The following is a 20,214-nucleotide window of genomic DNA, read 5'->3' on the forward strand; positions in this document are numbered from 1 at the left end:
CGCCGCCTCGTTTGACTGGACGGAAATCGCTGTGATACCGTTACTTTTCTGATTTTTCGGAGGGCCGCATGACCATGGCTGCCGACAAGGATCTGAAGTCGATCCTCACCAAGCTGCAGTATTCCGACGACGCGAAAGTCGTCCAGCAAATTACTGCGCAGATGAAGCAGGTGCAGGCTCGCATGGCGGGCATCAAGCGGAAGCTGGTCGTCATGAGCGGCAAGGGCGGGGTCGGAAAGAGTATGACGACGGTGAACCTGGCTTTGGCGTTTGCACGTCAAGGCGCAAAGGTCGGTCTGCTCGATGTCGATCTAAACGGACCCTGTGTGCCGCGTATGTTGGGAGTGCACGGTCAGGCGTTAACGATCACGCCGGAAGGTGCGCTGCCGCCGGTCGGGCCACTGGGGATCAAGGTGGCATCCATGGATTTTTTCCTCGGCGATGCTTCCCCGGTGCGTTGGAAAGGCCCGATGGACCTGAGCCCTGTGTGGCTGGGTCTGATGGAAATGAACGTCATTCGAGAGTTTCTCTCGGACGTGATCTGGGGTGAGCTGGATTATCTGCTGGCGGACCTGCCGCCCGGTGCCGCTGCTGACAAACCTCCGGTGATTGCCGGGTTTATCCCTGATCTTGCAGGCGCCATCGTCGTCACGACTCCATCGGAAGTGGCCTCCGACGTTGTTCAGAAATCTGTCACCTATGCACGCGATATGGGAATCCGTGTGCTGGGCATTGTGGAAAATATGAGCGAGTACCGGTGTCCCTCCTGTGGTGCCGAGCATGAATTGTTCGAGGGCAACACGGAAGCTATGTGCGAAGCGCTGGATCTTCCGTTGTTGGGCCGGATCCCGTTCGATCGAAAGTTTGCTAAGACCTTCGACAAAGGCGAGCCACTGCTCGATCCGGAATATCCGACGATCCAGAAGTACCAGGAGATTGTGGGCCGGATCCAAGCGTTGCTGGACTATAAAAGAGTGTTAGCCGAGAAGCTTTAACCGCCATCGGCCCTAGAGGGGGTTGCTATGAAATTTGTGTGTTTGAACTGTGAAACCTACATGAATTTCCAGAAGGTCGAAAAGCCGGGCGAGGGTTCGCTCGGGGTCTTTTTCGGCTGCCCATCTTGCGGGGCCAAATTTTCAATGGTCACGAATCCCGGAGAGACGCAGATGGTGGCGTCGCTGGGCGTCAAGCTCGGCGGTCGTTCGGAGGCGGCGGAGCCGTTCGAGATGACGCGCGGGACGCTCAAGGAAGAAGCCCAGGCCGGCGCAGGACAGATGGCGGCTTATCTCAACGAGAAGATCCAGGGCGGACAGCCGGCCTCGCCGAAGCCGGCCGCACCTGCGGCTAGCGGTGAGAAAACTTCCGGCGGGTGTCCCTTCTCAGCCATGGTGGCGGAGATGGGGTTGACCTCGAGTGGGAAGCCGCAGAATGGCAACGGGACCGGCGAATTCACCTGGACTCCCGACGCGAAGGAAAAATTGGAGCGACTCCCTTCGTTCGTGAAGCCGATGGTGCAGAGCAGCGTGGAAGCCTACGCCCGTAAGCACGGCTTCAAGAGCATCACGCTCCAAGTGATGGACGATTCGAAGAATGATTCGCCGAACGGCATTGCGTGGACCAAGGATGCCGAACAGCGGCTGGACAATATTCCCGATTTCATCCGGCCGATGGCTCGACGGGAGATCGAGCGGATCGCAAAGGAACGCGGCTTGGCACAGATCACCGCGCAGGTGATGGACGAGGCCAAAGACAAATTCATGAAGTTCATGTAATCGGCGCGCGCCATGCATGAGTGAAATGAGTGTAAGGCCTGTCCGGACTGCCGGATGGGCCTTTTCGCTTTCAGATCTGTGTTTCCTCCGATGGTTGTCTCTCAATCGGCTCTACGGCGTTACGCTGGCGCTCCTGCTCTGTCTGCTGCCAGCGGAAGGGCTGTGGGCCGATTCCGGCCATGCGTCGCCTGACGGTGCAGCCACTCATGGCCATGCGGATGCCCACCATGATCATCATGGAGCGGGGGGCGGTGAGTCAGGCTGGGAAGGCTCCGCGCAAGGGATCGCCTATTCGGAATTCAATCACCACCTGGCTGGATTCCTCGTTCTTCTGATCGGCCTGTCTGAACTGCGGCAAGCCTTGCGGTTGCAGGCATTCGCCTGGAGCCGCTTCCTCCTCCCCGGTGCCATGCTCACGGGCGGTATCTTCCTTCTGATCTGGAGCGATCATGAAGCCTGGCCCATCGGCTCGATGACTTTCGCCCAGACCTTTTCCGGAGCAGATCCCGAAATCATCCAGCACAAGACGTATGGATGGCTGTGCCTGTTTGTGGGCACGGTTGAATGCCTCAAGCGGGTGGGACGATTTCAGCACGCAGCCTGGACCGTGCCCTTACCGCTCTTTGCCATTGTCGGCGGTCTGATGTTGTTCGGGCATTCCCACGGCGACCATCCGTCGGCGCACAAGATTGCCCTCCACCACGCTGTAATGGGAACCTTAGCCATTACGGCCGGCTCTTCCCGGTTGCTGTCGGGATGGCGGGCAGCCGAACTTACGGACGATCGCTCCTATTGGGAGTTGATTTGGGCAGCGCTGATTCTCGTGATCGGACTGCAGCTGTTGATTTATTCCGAATAGCCCCGCAACTCCCATTCTTTTCCCGTCGAGTCTGTTGCAACCTCGGAGCTCACAGACCTGCCCGTTCTCTTCCCGGCGCGCGTTGACTCGCCTGTCGGGACTGTGTTAGCTCTAACCGGTTGAATCAGATTCAAGATCGCCACGAGGCTCGGCCAGCAACTGGGACGGGCCGGAAGAAGAGGTATCGTCATGGGTGGCCATAGTCATTGGGCAACAATCAAGCGGCACAAATCGGCGCAGGATGCCAAGCGGGGCAAGATTTTCACCCGCATCATTCGGGAATTGACCATCGCAGCGCGACAGGGCGGGGACCCCGATGGGAATCCGCGGTTGCGCCTGGCGATTGCCAAGGCCAAAGAAGCCAACATGCCCGGCGACACGATGAAGAAGGCCGTCCAGCGCGGTACCGGGGAATTGCCTGGCGTCACGTATGAAGAGTTCTCTCTGGAAGGTTATGGACCAGGCGGCACCGCCTTGCTCCTGGAAATCACCTCCGACAACCGTAACCGCACCGTTGCCGAAATTCGGAGTCTCCTGACCAAGAATGCAGGAAACATGGCGGAGGCCGGAGCTGTTGCGTGGCAGTTCCAGAAGAAGGGGATGTTGGTCATTGAGAAGGGCAAGGTCGAGGAAGACCAACTGCTCACCATCGCATTGGATGCTGGGGCCGAGGACGTGAAGGTGACCGATAAGGCCTTTGAGGTCATTACGAGCCCCCATGATTTCGAAGCGGTCAAGAAGGCCATCAGCGATGCCAAGATCGAAACCACGTTAGCCGAACTGACGTTCATTGCCCAAAATACCGTGACGTTGGATGAGAAGGCCGCCGAGCAGATGCTGAAGTTGGTGGAAATCCTGGATGAACATGACGATGTCCAGAAGGTCCACGCCAATTTCGATATCTCCGATGCGGTGATGGAGAAAATCGCCGCCGCCACCGCCTAGCGAAAGGACAGTGGACAAAGGACCGGACTTCGGCCGCTCCCAGTCGCCGGAGGATTTCCGTCTTGCGAAGCGATGATCGCCTTACTGACAGGCCGCGTGGCCTTCAAGGCGCCTGCCCAGGTGACACTCGACGTGCACGGCGTCGGGTACGAAGTTTTCATCCCACTCAGCACCTTTTATAGCCTCCCCAATCCCAATGACGTCGCGACGCTCCACATCCACACGCATTTGCGTGAGGATGCCATCCAGCTGTACGGTTTTCTGAGTCCGTTGGAAAAGGATGCATTCCTGCTTCTGACGGGAGTTTCGGGGATCGGTCCCAAACTCGGTCTTAGTATCTTGTCGGCCCTCTCCGTTACCGATCTCTTCTCGGCGATCCAGGCAGGCGATGTGGAAAAACTTGCCACGGTTCCTGGTATCGGGAAAAAGTCGGCTGCGCGCCTGGCGTTGGAGCTCAAGGACAAAGTGCAGAAGTTGCATCCGACGATGGGGCAACCGCTGCCTGCAGGCGAGGGGCCAAGCGATCCGCTTTTGGACGATGCATTGTCCGCTCTGGTAAACCTTGGATATAGGGCGCCGGATGTGAAGGAAGTGCTGAAACGCTTGTCGAAAATGGGGGCCCCAGGCCAGAATCTTCAAGAAGTCATACGCGAAGCCTTGAAGCATCTAGCCGGGGGGTGACTATGACAAGCGGGATGAGCGGACCGAAACAGGGATGGTGGAAGCTACGGGGAGTAGTGGCGATTGGAATGTGGCTCGCCCTTACGCCCACGGCCGTGCTCCACGCCTCTGAAGGCCAGGAAGACCAGAAGTCCATTCGGAAAATGTGCGGGGCCTGCCCTGAGGGCTACGCGACCACGGCCATTACGAACGCTCCGGAGTTCTGCAAGGATGGGGAGCCGACGCTGGTGCAGTGCGTTCCGCTCGGCGGAAACATGTTGTCGGTCTGCGGCGCCTGTCCCGACGGCTACAGCGAGGTGGGGCATTCGAATGTGCCGGCCCGGTGCGGGTCGAAGGACGGCGGCCTCATGTCCCAATGCCAGTCCCAGCACATGGACTCAAGTCTTCCAGATCCGACACAGGGTGGGGTCAAGTGCCCGCCCGATTGCGGGAATACTGCTGCTCCAGGCCAGGGGGCCGTCGCACCGCCCCCAAAGTTCAGGCCCGCTCCGTAGCGGGTAATTGGGAAGACGAACACGTCAATATGCCGGACCGTATGGTGTCCAACCAACTGACCGACGACGAGCGTGGCATCGAGGCTGCCCTGCGCCCGCAGAGCCTGGAAGACTATGTCGGGCAGCGGCGCATGAAAGAGGCCCTACGGATTTGCATCGAAGCGGCCAAGCGGCGTGGAGAAGCGCTCGACCATGCGATTTTTTATGGCCCACCGGGATTGGGCAAGACAACGATTGCTCACATCATCGCGCGGGAAATGGGATCGTCGATCCGGTCCACGTCAGGGCTGGTATTGAACCACGCCGGAGACCTGGCTGCGATTCTGACGAACTTGCAGGAACATGATGTGCTTTTCATCGATGAAATTCACCGGCTACCGGCCTCGGTCGAGGAAGCGCTGTATCCGGCGATGGAGGACTATCAGTTGGATCTGGTTGTAGGCCAAGGCCCCTCCACCAGAACCGTGAAGCTGGATTTGCCACGCTTCACGTTGATTGGGGCCACGACCAGAGCCGGTGCCTTGACCTCGCCGCTCCGCGATCGATTCGGGTTAGTGCATCGTTTGGAGTTTTATTCCCCGGAGGATTTGGCTGCGATTGTGATGCGCTCCGCGACGCTGCTGCAGGTGCCGACCGATCCGGAGGGAGCAGCCGAAATCGCGCGCCGAGCCAGGGGAACGCCGCGCATCGTCAATCGCCTGATCAAGCGGATCAGAGACTACGCAGAGATCAAGGCGCAGGGACGGATTACCAAGGACGTCGCTGAAGCGGCGTTGCTGTGGCTGTCTGTCGATGCTGCCGGTCTGGACGACATGGATCGCAAGATCCTCCTCACGATCGTGGAGAAGTTCAACGGCGGGCCGGTCGGGGTGGAATCGCTGGCCGCGGCCGTTCAGGAAGATAAAGGGACCTTGGAAGATGTCTACGAACCGTACTTGATCCAAGCCGGCTTCATTGAGCGGACGGGAAGGGGCCGTCAGGCGACCCGTTTGACGTTCGAGCATTTCAAAAAGCAAAAGGACCTCCTCTCGCTCTCCGATTGACGCTTCGCACGCGCAACTCCTTGAATCGCCTCGTCTATCCTTGCAATGGTCTTGTAGGTTCCTGTAGGATACCCTCTTGGCCTGGCTCCTTTAAAAAGCCTGGACCGGTATCACGGACCCCCTTTCCAAAGGCAGGCTCCGCGAGGAGGGAATCCCCCCGTTATGTCAAACGATTTGCAAGGGCATCGGGCAGAAATCGACCGGATCGATGACCAGATCCTTCGATTGCTGAACGAGCGCTCCAAGTCCGTCATCGAAATCGGAAAACTGAAAAAACAGAAAGACGCGGAGGCTCACCTTCACACGCCGGCTCGGGAAGCCGCCATCATTGAGCGTCTGGGACGGCAAAATACCGGCCCCTTTCCCACCGAAGCCATTCGGGCGGTCTACCGTGAAATCATGTCGGCCTCGTTGTCCCTGGAGGGCCCCCAGAAGGTGGCCTATCTCGGTCCTCGTGCGACCTTCACGCATATGGCATGCACGCAGAAGTTCGGGGCATCGGCCCAGTATATTCCTGTCAACAGCATCAAGGATGTCTTCAGCGAGGTAGAGCGAGGACGCGCCCATTTCGGTGTCGTACCGATTGAGAACACCACGGAGGGCGTGGTCAACCACACGCTGGACATGTTCATTGATTCCAATCTCTTCATCTATGGGGAGATTCTGCAGGAAGTAGCACATCATCTGATGTCCAAGTCGGGCAACGCGGGGGAGGTCAAGCGCATTTACTCGCATCCGCACGCAATCGCGCAATGTCGGAACTGGCTGGAAACCAACATGCCACACGTGCCGGTGTCAGAGGTGGCCAGCACGGCGCGCGCCGCCGAACTCTGTGTGGATGACCCGTCTGCCGCGGCCATCGCATCAGAACTCGCGTCTCAGCTCTACGGACTCAAAGTAATTACCGCGCGAATCGAAGACAACATCAACAACGTTACCCGGTTCCTCATTCTGTCTCAAAAGTCTCCGGAGCGGACGGGCCGTGACAAGACCTCCTTGATGTTGTCGATCAAAGATAAGGTGGGGGCGCTGTATGATCTGCTGCGGCCCTTTGCTTCGTGCGGCATCAATATGACCAAGATCGAATCCCGACCGTCGCGGCGAAAAGCCTGGGAGTACATCTTTTTCGTGGATGTCGAAGGACATATCGACGAAGAAAAGGTGCGAAAGGCGGCCGAAGAGGTGAAGAGTCGCTGTCTCTTCATGAAGATACTCGGGTCCTATCCCGCCCACTCCTAGGAAAAGGCGAAGGACGTGGAACAAGAGAAGTCGCCGATCGTCATCAATTCGACCGCCTGTGTGAGGCCGGCCGTTTCAGCCCGGTCCCCGCTCGTGGTTGTGTGAACCTATGTCGCTGAAAGTCCATCCCGACATTGCCTCCCTGGTTCCGTACGTTCCCGGCAAGCCGATCGAAGAGTTGCAGCGGGAGTTAGGATTGCCGCGGGCAGTCAAATTGGCGTCGAATGAAAATCCGATCGGCCCTTCGCCCAAGGCGGTCGCTGCCTTGGCTGAGGTTGCGCCGACCCTGCATCGCTATCCCGATGGTGGCGCATTCCGGCTGCGGGGGGCCCTGGCCGAACGGTGGAAGGTGACGCCGGACCACATCATCCTCGGTAATGGGTCGGATGAAATCCTCGGGCTCCTCGCCCGTACCTTCCTGTCTCCCGGGGACGAAGCGGTGATGGCACAGCACACGTTCGTCATCTATAGAATGGAAGTGACGGCGGCACACGGAGTGGCGTTAGAAGTGCCGCAGAAGCGCTGGCACCACGATCTCCCGGCGATGGCGGATGCGATTACCGCCAAGACCCGGCTGCTCTTCGTCTGCAATCCGAACAATCCGACCGGGACGATGTCGACGAGGGATGAAGTGGCTGCGCTCATGGCGCGGGTACCGGATCACGTGGTGGTGGTCTTCGACGAAGCCTATTATGAATATGTCCGACACCCGTCTTATCCGGACTCACTCGGGTACGTGAAGGCGGGCCGCAATGCCATCGTGCTGCGGACCTTTTCCAAGATCTACGGGCTGGCGGGGTTGCGCATCGGGTATGGAATCACGACTCCCGAAATTACGAATTTCCTGAACCGTCTCCGGCCGCCGTTCAATGCCAACAGCATGGCGCAGCGCGCGGCGCTGGCGGCACTGGACGACGAGGAACACCTGGCGAAGAGCCGCTCATTGAACCATAGTGAAATGGATATCGTGCGGGCGGGGTTGCAGGCCATGGGGTTTGCCCCGCTGCCCAGCGAAACGAATTTCTTGTACTTCGATGTCGGTCGAGACGGTCGCCAAGTCTTCAACGCGCTGTTGAAAGAAGGCATCATCGTCCGCCACATCGACGGGAGCATGCTCCGTGTCACCATCGGCCTCCCGGACGAGAATCAACTGTTCCTGAGCGCGCTCCGGCATGTCTTGCGCGCGCTTTGAAGAGGAAAGTGAGACGAGACCATGATTATCGTGTTGAGACCTGACGCATCCGAGCGGGAAGTCGACCATATCATCGATCGCCTCCGCGAGCTCGGACTGAAATCCCATATTTCGACCGGCCAGGAGCGAACGATCATCGGAGTGATCGGCGACGACCGGATTCTGCAGAATCAGCCGCTGACTGCATTGCCAGGTGTGGAAAGCGTCTTGCCGATCCTCGCTCCCTGGAAACTGGTGAGTCGTGAATTCAAGAAGGACAACACCGTCATCGAAGTCAACGGCGTAAAGATCGGTGACAAGAAGGTCGCCATCATGGCGGGACCCTGCGCCGTCGAGCGGCTCGAGTTGACGGTCGGTATCGCGCACGAGGTGAAGGCGGCCGGGGCGACGGTACTGAGAGGCGGTGCCTATAAGCCGCGGACCTCTCCGTATTCGTTCCAGGGATTGGGGCGCGAAGGGCTGGATTACCTGGCGGAGGCGAGAAAGCAGACCGGCTTGCCCGTCGTCAGCGAGATCCTCGATACCCGCGACATTGAGTTGTTTCTTGAAAAGGCCGACATCATTCAGATCGGCGCCCGCAATATGCAAAACTTCGAATTGCTGAAAGAGGTCGGCGCTTACGATAAGCCGGTGTTGCTCAAGCGCGGGCTCTCCGCGACGATCAAGGAATTTTTGCTGTCCGCCGAATACATCATGTCTCGCGGCAATCGCAACGTCATGTTGTGCGAACGCGGGATTCGCACGTTCGAAACCCAATACCGCAATACCCTCGATCTGGCGGCTATTCCCACGCTCAAGGAGCTGTCCCACTTGCCGGTGATCGTCGATCCGAGCCATGCCACGGGCAAATGGAATCTCGTTGCGCCGATGTCCAAGGCGGCCCTTGCGGCCGGCGCAGACGGCCTCCTGATCGAAGTGCATTCCAATCCTGAGTGCGCCCTGTGCGACGGCGAAGAGTCCATCAAGCCGACCAAGTTCAAAGAACTGATGTCGGATATGAGGAAGATCGCCGAAGCTGTTGGTCGAACACTTTGAGTGAGGAGCTCGGACCGGTATGACTCCTCATTTCAAACAAGTTGCCATCATCGGCGTCGGTCTCATCGGCGGCTCCCTCGGCTTGGTCATGCGCCGGCACAAGATGGCGGATACGATCGTCGGCATCGGGCGGCGGGTAGAAAATCTCAAGACCGCCGTCGAACTCGGGGCCATCGATCGGTATGTGTCGGACCCACGTGCCGGGGTGGAGAACGCGGATTTCGTCCTGCTGGCGACGCCGGTCGACACCTACGAGCAGCATCTCAAGGAATGGGCCGGCTGTCTGCGTCCAGGCACCATTGTGAGCGACGTCGGCAGCGTAAAAGGTGAATTGGTCACGCGAGCGGAACAGCTTATGCCGAGGGGAGTACGTTTCGTCGGCGCGCATCCGATCGCCGGGAAGGAAAAGACCGGCGTGGCGGCAGGCTCGGAGGCCTTGTTTAATGGGGCTCGCTGCATTCTTACGCCGACGGCCGGGACCGACGCCGAAGCCCTCCGCACCGTGCGAGCCGTCTGGGAGTTGGCCGGGTCGATCGTGCTGGACATGGATCCGTTCCTTCACGACAAGATTCTGGGCGCCGTCAGCCACCTGCCCCATGTGGCGGCCTTTGCACTGATGACCGCCCTGGCTGACGTACGCGACCGCGGGCTTCCCGAACTCGACCTTGCAGGCCATTCAGGAGGCGGGCTGCGCGATACGACGCGTATCGCTGCGAGCTCTCCCGAGATGTGGCGGGATATTTTCCTGTGGAACGCCGACAATATTGTGGCATTGATCGAGACTTACGAGCGGCACCTGTCGGAAATGAAACGGCTCATCCAGGCGAAGGACGCGGCCGGGATCGAGAAACAGTTGGAAAAAGCCAAGCACGAACGGGAACAACTCAATTCGAAGGTAGCGGCCAAGGCATGACGATGGCGGCATCGATGACCATTCAGCCGGGACGACCGCTCAAGGGAACGATCTCGGTTCCCGGGGACAAGTCTGTTACCCACCGCGCCATTATTCTCACGGCATTGGCCGAAGGGGTAAGTACGGTCAGCAGCTACTGCCGCGGGGAAGACTGCCTCAATACGATGCGCGCGTTTCAGGCCCTGGGCGTCCGCATCGAGGAATCACCCGATGTGCTGCAGGTCTATGGTAAGGGGATGTGGGGTCTGACCGAACCGACTGCTCCGATCGATTGCGGGAATTCCGGCACCGGCATTCGATTGATTACCGGGGTTCTGGCCGGACAGGATTTCTTCTCGGTGCTGACCGGTGATGACTCCATCCGTCGACGTCCGATGGGGCGGGTGGTGAAGCCACTCAGGACCATGGGTGCCACGATCGCGGGACGCAAAGGCGGCGAACTGGCTCCCCTGGCCATCACCGGTACTCGCTTGAAGGGCATCGCCTACCAGTCGCCGGTGTCGAGCGCGCAAGTGAAGTCGTCATTGTTGCTGGCCGGGCTCTTTTCGGACGGGCTGACGACAATTACGGAGCCGCGGCTCTCGCGCGATCACACGGAACGAATGTTTTCTTATTTTGGGATTCCTTTTCGGCGCGAAGGCTGCTCGGTGTCGATCGAAGGCCGTCCCGCTGTGCGCTGGGCTGGCAAGCCGGTGCTGGTGCCGGGAGATTTGTCGGCGGCGGCCTTCTTCATCGTCGGTGCGGCAATCGTTCCGGGCTCCGATGTCACCGTCCGTACCGTGGGAATGAATCCGACCCGGACAGGAATCCTCGACGTGTTGCGTAGCATGGGTGCCCACATCGAGGTCCTGAATCCTCGGGAAGAGGCCGGCGAACCGGTCGCGGATCTCCGGGTTCGTTCCACGCCCCTGCACGGCGTCGCGATCGGGCCTGAATTAATTCCGCAAACCATCGACGAGTTTCCGATTCTCTGCGTGGCGGCGGCAGTGGCAGAGGGAACGACCACCATTACAGGGGCGGAAGAACTGCGCGTGAAGGAAAGTGATCGCATCGCCACGATGGCGGCGGAGTTACGTGCCATGGGCGCGCGCATCGAGGAGCGGCCTGACGGCATGGTGATCCATGGGTTGGGGCAAGCCGGCCGGAATGGACGGCTGACGGGCACGACCAGTTCGAGTCATGGTGATCATCGTGTGGCCATGTCGGTGGCGATTGGCGGATTAACGGCGGCGACGTCGACCGTGATTCAAGACACGGCATGCATCGATACCTCCTTCCCCAGGTTCGAGGCTAAGCTGTTGGAATTGTTGACTGAATCTGGCAAGAGTCTATAATGCGGGGTTGGCGTGACGTTTGACGCAGAGAAGATGGGTCGGAAACGCGGGCTCATTGTTGCGATCGATGGTCCGGCCGGGGCAGGAAAAAGCACCGTGGCGCGCCTGCTGGCCTCGCGTCTCCGGTATCTCTATTTGGATACCGGCGCGTTGTACCGAGCCGTGGCCTGGAAGGTCTTGAAGTCAGGAATCGATTGCGATGATCGCGGGGCGATCGCCCGAATGCTTCCGGCAACCAAATTGGAAATGGAATGTGGTCCTGAGCGGCCTCGGGTCCTGGTCGACGGGCATGATGTCACCGGTGAGCTTCGGGTGCCGGAGGTCTCAGCACTGGCGTCCGTTGTGTCGGCCATTCCTGCCGTCCGTGAGTGGCTTCTTCCGGTGCAGAGAGAAATCGGAGCTGCAGGCTCCGTGGTGGCGGAGGGCCGTGACATTGGTACGAAAGTGTTTCCGGGCGCCGACGTGAAATTTTTCCTGGAGGCGGACCCGGAGGTGCGCGCCATGCGTCGCCATCGAGAATTGGTGGCTGCCGGCCATTCGGTCCACCTCGACCAGACGAAACGCGATCTGACGGGGCGCGATGACCGCGACCGATCCCGCGCAGTGGCCCCGCTCAAGCCGGCTACCGATGCCGAACGCGTCGACACGTCGCTGCTCTCCGCCGACGAAGTGGTCGAGCATATGATGGCCGTGATTGCGGCGCGACTGTGACCTCGGCGCTCTATGGATTGCTCTGGGTATTGGCGCGAGGGGTTGGGGCTGTTTGCTTCCGCTACCGGGCCATTGGGCAAGTGCCTCGGCAGGGCGGGTTCCTGATTGCCTCAAACCATGCGAGCTATCTCGACATTCCACTCTTGGGATGCGGTATACCTCGACGGGTTTGGTATATGGGGAGGCACGATCTCTTTCCGATTCCGTTGGTCAACGGGGTCTTGCAGGGGTTGGGCTGGATTCCTCTTCGAATCGGTCGACTCGATCGGGACGCTTTCGGCAAGGCAGTGTCGCTAATCAAGGAAGGAAAGCCGGTCGCGATTTTCCCTGAAGGGGGGCGGACTATGACAGGGCACCTCAAGCCGGGCAAACCCGGGATCGGAGTCATCGTCGCGCAAACCGGGTGCCAGGTCGTGCCGGCCCATATCAAGGGGACGTTCGACGTGCTGCCGCCCGGTTCAAAGTGGCCTAGGTTTCGCCGGGTAACCGTGTCGTTCGGCGCCCCGCTCGATTTTTCGGCAGATGCGGCCCGAATGGAAGGAAAGACGTTTTATCACCATGTCAGTCGAACCGTGATGACGAAGATCGCTGAACTCGGCCAGGTGCCGGTGCCCGGAGACCACCGGGGGGCGCAAGCCGAGGGCAGCAGCGATCTTGGGTCCGGTTTGACCGCCAAGTCATGCAATGCTGAGTAAGACTTGGCGCATTTCACAATCAGCACCCGGCGCAAGCCGGAGGACTAGGATGTTCCCATGAGTACCGTGTCACAGCAGAGCGAACCCAAACTCGATCGTAACGCATTGGCGGCCATGTACGAGGAGACCTTCCGGAATTTCGAGGAAGGCACCATCACCGAAGGCGCGGTTGTCGCCGTCGGCAAGGACAAGGTCGTCGTCGACATCGGCTACAAATCGGAAGGCATGATTCCCGCCGACCAATTCTCCGCCGATGAATTGCAGAAGCTGAAGGTCGGGGATCGCCTGCAGGTCTATTTGGAAGAGTGCGAGGACGCCGACGGCAATCTGGTTCTTTCCAAAGAAAAAGCCGACAAGATGAAGATTTGGGAAGAACTCGAAAAGCTGCACAAGGAAGAAAAGAGCATTGAGGGCAAGATCGTCTCCCGCATCAAGGGCGGTATGATGGTCGACATCGGTGTGAAGGCGTTCCTCCCCGGTTCGCAAATCGATCTGCACCCGGTTCGGGATCTCGATTCGCTCGTGGGCAAAACATTCCCCCTCAAGATCATCAAGATCAACCATCGACGCGGCAACGTGGTGGTTTCCCGCCGCGTGTTGCTCGAGGAGACGAGGGATCGGCGCCGCCAGACGACGTTGGCGACGCTCAAGGAAGGCCAACTCATCCAGGGCATGGTCAAGAACATCACCGATTACGGCGCCTTCATCGATTTGGGCGGCATCGACGGTCTGTTGCATATCACCGACATGTCGTGGGGTCGGGTCGGTCATCCGTCCGAGCTCTTCCAGGTCGGCGACAAGGTCGAAGTCACGGTTCTCAAGTACGATCGGGAGACGGGCCGTATCTCGCTGGGCCTGAAGCAGAAGAGCGCGGACCCTTGGACCGGCGTGGCGGGCAAGTATCCGGTCGGCACCAGAGTGCGCGGCCGTGTTGTGAGCCTGACGGACTACGGCGCCTTCGTGGAATTGGAGCCTGGGGTCGAAGGTTTGGTGCACGTCTCCGAAATGTCATGGACGCATGAAGTGCGGCATCCGTCGCGCGTCGTCTCCGTGGGCGATCAAGTCGAGGCCGCTGTGCTCAATGTCGATCCGGGCAATCGCAAGATCTCCCTCGGCATGAAGCAGACCGCACCGAATCCGTGGGACATGATTGAGGCGAAGTATCCGGCCGGCACTCGCATCGAAGGCAAGGTGAAGAGCTTGACCGATTTCGGCGCCTTTATCGGGCTGGAAGAAGGTATCGACGGCTTGATCCACATCTCGGACATGTCTTGGACGAAGCACATCAAGCATCCGTCTGAGCTGTTCAAGAAGGGCCAAAAGGTCGATGCGGTCGTCATTCGGATCGATAAGGAAAAGGAGCGGTTGTCTCTCGGCTATAAGCAGCTGAGCCGTGATCCGTGGGAAGACCAGATCCCGGCCCGCTACCGCGTGGGCGACACCGTTACCGGCAAGGTCAGCAAGATTGCCGATTTCGGACTCTTCGTGGAGTTGGACGGCGACGTCGAGGGCCTGATCCACATCAGCGAGGTGGGATTGGAAGCCAACGTCCGTATGGAAGAGAAGTACAAAGTCGGCGACGAAGTGACTGCGAAGATCATCAAGGTCGATCGGGACGAACGCAAGATCGCCTTGAGCCTCCGCGATCACCAACTCGATACGGAACGCCGGCAGGTAGATGAGTACCATGCCTCGCAGGGCGGTTTGGACCAGAGTCTTGGCCGGGCTGCGAAGCAAAGCCGGAAGCGGAATCAGAACGACTCAGATAACTAGAGTCTTTTGACGTATGGACGCAAGCCCGGACACCACAGCGAAACCGACGCGGAGTCGACTGCGTCGTGTGCTGTGGTGGCTGGGACTTGGGTTCGGCGCCCTGATTCTGTTCAACGCGCTCTTTCCCGAACTGGACCTGTCCGGTCAGGACAAGGTGGCGGTGATTCGGGTCGAGGGTGTGATCTTGGATGCACAATCCACGGTCGGGGATCTCAAACACTTCAGCGAAAATCCCTTGGTCAAAGCGATTGTGCTGAGGATTGACAGTCCCGGCGGGGGGGTCGTTCCATCCCAGGAGATTCACGATGCGGTGAAGCGCATCAAGAACAAGAGCAACAAGGTAATCATCGCATCGATGGGCACCGTCGCCGCTTCCGGGGGCTACTATATCGCCGCGGCGACCGACCGTATCATCGCGAACCCCGGTACCCTCACCGGCAGTATTGGGGTGATCATGGAAACCGCCAACGTCGAAGGTTTGCTCAAGAAAGTCGGCGTCGAGGGGGTCGTGATCAAGAGCGGCCGCTTCAAGGATGTCGGCTCGCCGTTGCGCAAAATGAGCGACGAGGAGCGGAAGCTGCTCCAGTCGGTCATGGACGACGTGCATCATCAGTTCATCCAGGCGGTCGCCGACGGACGTTCGTTGGAACTTTCCGAGGTCGAGCCCTTGGCCGATGGGCGGATCTTCACCGGGCGGCAGGCGAAGGAAGCCCGGTTGGTGGATGAGCTGGGCGATCTGGAAGATGCCATCCGCATTGCGGCGGAAGTCGCCGGCATCGAAGGAGAGCCCAAGGTGGTGGAACCCCGCAAACGCTTTTCCGTTCGTGACATGTTGGAATCACGCTGGTCGAACCTTTTTCCGAAACTCGATCTCCCGACCGGTGTGAATCTCAAATACTTGATGGCGTTCTGATTGATCAGGACGAACTCATGAATCACCAGGAAACCAGCGGCAGTTCACCGGCCCCACCCACCAAGAGAGGGACTATGACGAAAGCGCAGATTATCGAGCGGGTATCCGAGCAAGTGACGACGTTGACCAAGCGGCAGGCCGAAATCGTGGTCAACACCATCTTCGATTGCATCCGGGATTCGCTCCGCAACGGGGACAAGACAGAGATTCGCGGATTCGGCAGCTTTCGCCTCAGGGCGAGACGCATGAAGGAAGGCCGCAACCCCAAGACCGGCGCCACCGTGGCGGTGCCGGCGAAGCGTGTGCCGTTTTTTAAGGCGGGCAAGGAACTCAAAGAACTGCTGAACAAGTAACAGGAGTACCACCGTGGCGGAATCAACAGACACCACAGCTCAAGATATTCGGTGGAGCGACGGCGCGCTCAAACGCATGGAGCGTGCGCCCATATTCTTGCGGGGCATGGTCCGGCGCCTCGCCGAGAAGAAGGCACGCGAGTTGGGCTACGGTGAGATTACCGAAGAGATTCTCGACCGCTTCAAGAGTCAGATGATGGGCGGAATGGGCGGCGAGGCCGGCATGGCGGCGGCCGCAGAGGAGATGGCTTCCGGGCACCTGCCCTGGACGGCGGCGGCGCGCGAGCGATTGAACGGTGTGCCCGAGTTCATGCGGGGCATGATCAGGCAGATCGCGGAGGAGATTGCGCGCAAGGGCGGCCATATGGAAGTGAACATCGACCTCTTTGAGCGGGTCGAATCCATGGGGGAACTTCAGGAGCAGGCGGCCCAACCACTCGAATGGACCGACGGTGCGCTGGCTCTGCTCCGGCAGAAAATCAAGGACTCTCCGCCTATCGCGCTGGAATTCGTGACGGACATGATCAAACACGATACCGAAGAGGCTGCTCGCGAGAAGGGTTTGACTCGGATCGATGAAACGAACGTCCGCGAGTTGTGGGATGCACCCCAGGAACGCGTGGCATGGAGCGATGAGGCTTGGAAACGGCTGCAAACCTCGCCGGATTTTGTCCGGAGCGGAATTCGCAAGGCGGCCGAGCGGCGCGCACGCAAGCTGGGTCTCAAGGAAATCGACTCCGATTCCCTGACTACCTTTAGAAATCAGGCCATGATGAAGGCCGTGAAACGCATCCGCTCCTTCGGCTACAACGAGTTGACCTTCGATGCGTTCGACACGGCCCTGCAAAAGACCAAGCGCCTTCAAGGAAATGACCAGGCTGAAATGCGCCTAAAAGAAATTCGCGCGCATTTCGCCGATCCGGATACCAAGAAACCGGAAGGCGGCACGCTCGGCGCGGAATTGATGGGACGATTCAGGAAGTTTCTTAAAGGCGAAGGCTCATTGTAGCCGCCATGCTCAACTGCTAGGCCGGACAGGTGCCGGCTCGCAACGAACCGGCACCGCACCGCACTCAACCTCCTCCAATCTTTGCTGCCAGTACCAAGGCTGCTTAGTCAGATCGCTCCCTCCGAGCTGCCCTGTTTCACCTGGAACTAGAGCCGTTTCCCTCTCTTGTCCGCTTGATTCGACTCAGGTAGGCAGAACCACGCATTTTGAGTATCGGGCGCACCCACCAACCAGACTGCGCCCATGAAGGAATCATGGCCGTGCGGGCTGAAGATACTTGCGCCCTCCGGTGAATTCGTCACGCTGTCTCTACTGTAACAAACTCCCATCCGGTCTCACGTGAGCGAGGAGGCTGGGTGTGCGTGTGATGAGTGGATGCGCTGAGGTGATTGCAAGCTGCCATGGCTCCAGACAACGTGACCTCTTGCGGCGTGGGCAGGCGGCAAGTCCTTTTCCATGAGGTTGTGAATCAACCTCCCGTACCGGATGCCATACGGGCCGAGTATTCCATGCCCCGGGGCGGCCTTGCTGCGTCTGCCTCCTCATGTGTGTGCTGCTCCTCGTCACCTTCACGAGGATGAACGGCCACGCAGCCAATCGAGAACCGCCATCATCGGATCCGGATCTTCCGGTGGTGCTCGTGCCCGGGTACCTGACTCCGATGGCCCATGAAGCCGCACTGGCTTCGAACGTCAAAGAGATCGTCTATAGGCCGACGATGTTGCAGGAATTGGAGCCTATGGTGACGCGGCTGATTTCAAAGATCAGCCAGAAGCAGGATGCAAGCGACGCGTCCACCCGCATGGCCGGTCGCCTGCGGGTGGTTACGCTGGTGTATCGCAACGGAAAAGCAGAACGGTCGGTGTTAGTGCGCGGTGCCGATGGCATCCGGCCAGAATTTGTGCCGGATCTGCGGAAGCGGCTCGTTATCGAAGTTGGGGACGTCGTAGAGGCAGCGGTCGATGGTGGCCACTTCCTCTTCGGTCAATTCCAGATCGATCTCTTTTTTCCAGAATTGGTCCAACGCCAGGTAATCATTTGTTTGCGGCCGTTCGGCCAGCAAGGCTTGCATCTTTTTGAATCCCTCGGTGTCGACACCGGGAACCCGTCCCTTATTGCGATCATGGCACCACTTCAGGACCTCAGCGATCCCGTACATGGTCAACGGGATGTGGACTTTCTTGCTCATGGGTACCTCCTCAAACGTGCGCGCATTGTAGCTCAGGGTTACGCGACTTTTCAAAGGGCCGAAAGGCCTAGGCGAAGGCGGCCCGTTCGAGCGATCTGGTCCCTCGCGTAGGTCTCGAAAGATCCGGACCTTCGTTGCGAACCCTGATGGGTGTCTGTATACTCCGCCACTTGCGAGGGATCCGATTCGGCGAAGCATGGACTTGGCCGGGATGTCCTATATTGCTCCTCGAGATGGCTATGATCCGCAGCCTGGGCGGTACCAGGTTTCGACTGCCCGGATGGGCAGGTCCGGCGTTGGTGGTTTCCTGCGCCATCTTCCTAGGCTCATGCTCAAAGTCCGATCCCTTCACTCCGCCTGACCCGTTTTATTATTTCGCGTCCTACAACGTCGGGAAGAATCCGACGACGGTGACGCCGGCCGATTTCAACCGCGACCAGATTATCGATCTCATCACGACCAACATTTCCAGCAGTAGCCTCTCAATTCTGTTCGGCAACGGGGACGGGACCTTTCAGGAACAGGTCCAGATTCGGGTCTGTCAGGAACCTCGGTCCCTGGCCGTGAATGACTTCAACGGAGATCAACAGCTCGATCTCGTGTTGGCCTGTTCCGGGAGCGACCAGGTGTCGATCCTGCTCGGCCGTCCCAACGGGAAATTTGAGGAGGGCGCGCAATATCCGGTCCACCGGGCACCGATCTCCGTGGCAAGCGAGGACCTGAACGGGGACGGTCATCCTGATCTGGCCGTGGCGTTGAGAAATGACAAGATCAAGATGTTCCTGGGTACTGGCACCGGGGAGTTTCGGCCTGGCGTGCAATATGAGTACGGTGATACGCCCACGTCTGTGGCCCTGAAGGACCTAAATGGCGACGGGAAAGTCGACCTGATCGTCACCAACGGGGGGCCCATGTCGAGCGCGGTGTCGGTGTGGATCGGTAACGGGGATGGAACATTTCGCGAACCGAAAGACTATAAGACGGGAAAGCGCCCGCTCGGGGTCAGCTTCGCGGATTTCAACAACGACCGGGTGCTCGACCTGTTGGTAATCAACGGGGACCGGGACACGTTCACCACTTTTCTCGGGAACGGGGACGGAACGTTTCAGTCGGGACAGGATTCCGGCGCCGATGCGAGTCCTAACTTCGGACTCGCGCACGATTTCGATGGCGACCATCGGGCCGATGTGGCCATCGTCAACTTGCAGTCCAATGACATTTCCATATTGTTCGGACGTGGGGACGGAACCTTCTACTATCCGCCGCGAAACTATCGTACGCTTCCCGGTCCCTTTGCCGTTGCCAGCTATCGGGTGACGGAGCAGAGCGATGACGAGCCGGGTCTGGTGACGGCCGATAACGGCGCGGGTAGTGTGTCGGTGTTTTTGCATCGTGGACGCAAGGCTCGTCCGGCAGATGCTTCCTCGGCCCATTGAGCGTCAGACGTGTTCAGAAAAGCGTTGCCCGACACGCATAGACGGCGCCTTTGCTTGACACCTCGTCGGGGCTCGGCTAGAGTTCGAACAGGCTGCCGGAGTAGGCATTCTGCCGATTTCGACTGCCGCTCCGTGGGGTCTCGTGCGATCGTTCTTGTGGTGGTTTTGGATGGGCTGCCTGATGACGCTGGCAGTCTTGATGGTTCAAGGCGGGGTGCGCGACCTGCTCTCGGGGACCAACCCGACGGGCGGGGGAAGCGGGGCGTACCTCTCATTTGGGACCACGATCTTCGGGGGTGGGCTGTTGGCCGGATGCCTTGCCCTCATCCTCAATCGTCTCCGCTGATCCGAGGGATGCCATGGTCGCCGGCTCGGCCTGTGCCGTATGCGGATAAGGACGGATCCTGCCGGTCGGAAGGAATGCCGAGCGCGCCATGCATTGTCTCAAGTGCAAAGGATTCATGATGGTGGAGCGCCACTATACCCTCATGAATCGTCGTCTCTATGCCCGCTGCCTCAACTGCGGGTTTTGGATCGACCTGGCCGATCTGCTGCGGTTCTTCCACAAGGTGCTGGACAGCTCCGTGCGCGGCACCAAAATTCGCGAAACCTACACATTATGACGCTC

At 59.2% G+C, this 20,214-nt stretch carries 22 protein-coding genes; 21 read left to right on the forward strand and 1 reads right to left on the reverse strand.

Annotated elements, in window-relative coordinates:
- The first annotated feature begins 68 nt into the window (after positions 1–68).
- The 18 genes from KF814_08520 (at position 69) to KF814_08605 (ending at position 16,961) form a co-directional block, all read left to right on the forward strand.
- The gene (locus KF814_08520; protein ID MBX3236181.1) at positions 69–995 is read left to right on the forward strand and encodes an Mrp/NBP35 family ATP-binding protein; all 927 of its coding nucleotides are present in this window, start codon (positions 69–71) and stop codon (positions 993–995) included.
- A 27-nt stretch (positions 996–1,022) separates the two neighbouring features.
- On the forward strand, positions 1,023–1,772 hold the full coding sequence (locus tag KF814_08525; GenBank protein ID MBX3236182.1) for a PCP reductase family protein: 750 nt from the start codon (positions 1,023–1,025) through the stop codon (positions 1,770–1,772).
- Between the two features lie 25 nt (positions 1,773–1,797).
- Positions 1,798–2,631 carry a hypothetical protein gene (locus KF814_08530; protein ID MBX3236183.1) on the forward strand — a complete coding sequence of 278 codons (834 nt, stop codon included), beginning with the start codon at positions 1,798–1,800 and terminating at the stop codon, positions 2,629–2,631.
- 189 nt (positions 2,632–2,820) lie between these two features.
- Positions 2,821–3,576 carry a YebC/PmpR family DNA-binding transcriptional regulator gene (locus tag KF814_08535; GenBank protein ID MBX3236184.1) on the forward strand — a complete coding sequence of 252 codons (756 nt, stop codon included), beginning with the start codon at positions 2,821–2,823 and terminating at the stop codon, positions 3,574–3,576.
- A gap of 72 nt (positions 3,577–3,648) precedes the next feature.
- Positions 3,649–4,257 carry a Holliday junction branch migration protein RuvA gene (gene ruvA / locus KF814_08540; protein ID MBX3236185.1) on the forward strand — a complete coding sequence of 203 codons (609 nt, stop codon included), beginning with the start codon at positions 3,649–3,651 and terminating at the stop codon, positions 4,255–4,257.
- A 14-nt stretch (positions 4,258–4,271) separates the two neighbouring features.
- On the forward strand, positions 4,272–4,751 hold the full coding sequence (locus KF814_08545) for a hypothetical protein (protein ID MBX3236186.1): 480 nt from the start codon (positions 4,272–4,274) through the stop codon (positions 4,749–4,751).
- Between the two features lie 29 nt (positions 4,752–4,780).
- Positions 4,781–5,794: a Holliday junction branch migration DNA helicase RuvB gene (ruvB, locus tag KF814_08550; protein ID MBX3236187.1), complete on the forward strand. Its 1,014-nt coding sequence runs from the start codon at positions 4,781–4,783 to the stop codon at positions 5,792–5,794.
- A gap of 162 nt (positions 5,795–5,956) precedes the next feature.
- Positions 5,957–7,033 carry a prephenate dehydratase gene (gene pheA, locus KF814_08555; GenBank protein MBX3236188.1) on the forward strand — a complete coding sequence of 359 codons (1,077 nt, stop codon included), beginning with the start codon at positions 5,957–5,959 and terminating at the stop codon, positions 7,031–7,033.
- A 109-nt stretch (positions 7,034–7,142) separates the two neighbouring features.
- Complete coding sequence (locus KF814_08560; protein MBX3236189.1) at positions 7,143–8,225, forward strand: histidinol-phosphate transaminase; 1,083 nt, start codon at positions 7,143–7,145, stop codon at positions 8,223–8,225.
- A gap of 21 nt (positions 8,226–8,246) precedes the next feature.
- Complete coding sequence (gene aroF, locus KF814_08565; GenBank protein MBX3236190.1) at positions 8,247–9,260, forward strand: 3-deoxy-7-phosphoheptulonate synthase; 1,014 nt, start codon at positions 8,247–8,249, stop codon at positions 9,258–9,260.
- Between the two features lie 19 nt (positions 9,261–9,279).
- The gene (locus KF814_08570) at positions 9,280–10,173 is read left to right on the forward strand and encodes a prephenate dehydrogenase/arogenate dehydrogenase family protein (protein MBX3236191.1); all 894 of its coding nucleotides are present in this window, start codon (positions 9,280–9,282) and stop codon (positions 10,171–10,173) included.
- Between the two features lie 2 nt (positions 10,174–10,175).
- The gene (aroA, locus tag KF814_08575; GenBank protein MBX3236192.1) at positions 10,176–11,507 is read left to right on the forward strand and encodes a 3-phosphoshikimate 1-carboxyvinyltransferase; all 1,332 of its coding nucleotides are present in this window, start codon (positions 10,176–10,178) and stop codon (positions 11,505–11,507) included.
- A 33-nt stretch (positions 11,508–11,540) separates the two neighbouring features.
- Positions 11,541–12,218 (forward strand): (d)CMP kinase, encoded by a 678-nt coding sequence (gene cmk, locus KF814_08580; GenBank protein ID MBX3236193.1) that lies wholly within the window; start codon positions 11,541–11,543, stop codon positions 12,216–12,218.
- Positions 12,215–12,913, forward strand: coding sequence for a 1-acyl-sn-glycerol-3-phosphate acyltransferase (locus KF814_08585; GenBank protein ID MBX3236194.1), 699 nt, complete (start codon positions 12,215–12,217; stop codon positions 12,911–12,913). Before cmk ends, KF814_08585 begins: the two co-directional genes overlap by 4 nt.
- Before the next feature lie 57 nt (positions 12,914–12,970).
- Entirely contained in the window at positions 12,971–14,686 is a 1,716-nt protein-coding gene (locus tag KF814_08590; GenBank protein ID MBX3236195.1) for a 30S ribosomal protein S1, read from the forward strand.
- Between the two features lie 13 nt (positions 14,687–14,699).
- Complete coding sequence (sppA, locus tag KF814_08595) at positions 14,700–15,599, forward strand: signal peptide peptidase SppA (GenBank protein MBX3236196.1); 900 nt, start codon at positions 14,700–14,702, stop codon at positions 15,597–15,599.
- A 17-nt stretch (positions 15,600–15,616) separates the two neighbouring features.
- On the forward strand, positions 15,617–15,952 hold the full coding sequence (locus tag KF814_08600) for an integration host factor subunit beta (protein ID MBX3236197.1): 336 nt from the start codon (positions 15,617–15,619) through the stop codon (positions 15,950–15,952).
- Positions 15,953–15,965: 13 nt separating this feature from the next.
- On the forward strand, positions 15,966–16,961 hold the full coding sequence (locus KF814_08605) for a PCP reductase family protein (GenBank protein MBX3236198.1): 996 nt from the start codon (positions 15,966–15,968) through the stop codon (positions 16,959–16,961).
- An 865-nt stretch (positions 16,962–17,826) separates the two neighbouring features.
- Here KF814_08605 and KF814_08610 read toward each other — a convergent pair.
- Positions 17,827–18,150 carry a hypothetical protein gene (locus KF814_08610; GenBank protein MBX3236199.1) on the reverse strand — a complete coding sequence of 108 codons (324 nt, stop codon included), beginning with the start codon at positions 18,148–18,150 and terminating at the stop codon, positions 17,827–17,829.
- 239 nt (positions 18,151–18,389) lie between these two features.
- Between KF814_08610 and KF814_08615 the strand changes: the two genes are divergently transcribed.
- The 3 genes from KF814_08615 to KF814_08625 all read left to right on the forward strand — a co-directional run bounded on the left by KF814_08615 (position 18,390) and on the right by KF814_08625 (position 20,209).
- The gene (locus KF814_08615) at positions 18,390–19,586 is read left to right on the forward strand and encodes a VCBS repeat-containing protein (protein MBX3236200.1); all 1,197 of its coding nucleotides are present in this window, start codon (positions 18,390–18,392) and stop codon (positions 19,584–19,586) included.
- Between the two features lie 181 nt (positions 19,587–19,767).
- Positions 19,768–19,932: a hypothetical protein gene (locus KF814_08620; protein MBX3236201.1), complete on the forward strand. Its 165-nt coding sequence runs from the start codon at positions 19,768–19,770 to the stop codon at positions 19,930–19,932.
- Between the two features lie 88 nt (positions 19,933–20,020).
- Positions 20,021–20,209 (forward strand): hypothetical protein, encoded by a 189-nt coding sequence (locus KF814_08625; GenBank protein MBX3236202.1) that lies wholly within the window; start codon positions 20,021–20,023, stop codon positions 20,207–20,209.
- Positions 20,210–20,214: the final 5 nt, after the last annotated feature.

It is taken from the genome of Nitrospiraceae bacterium, assembly GCA_019637075.1.
Classification (GTDB): Bacteria; Nitrospirota; Nitrospiria; order Nitrospirales; family Nitrospiraceae; genus JAHBWI01.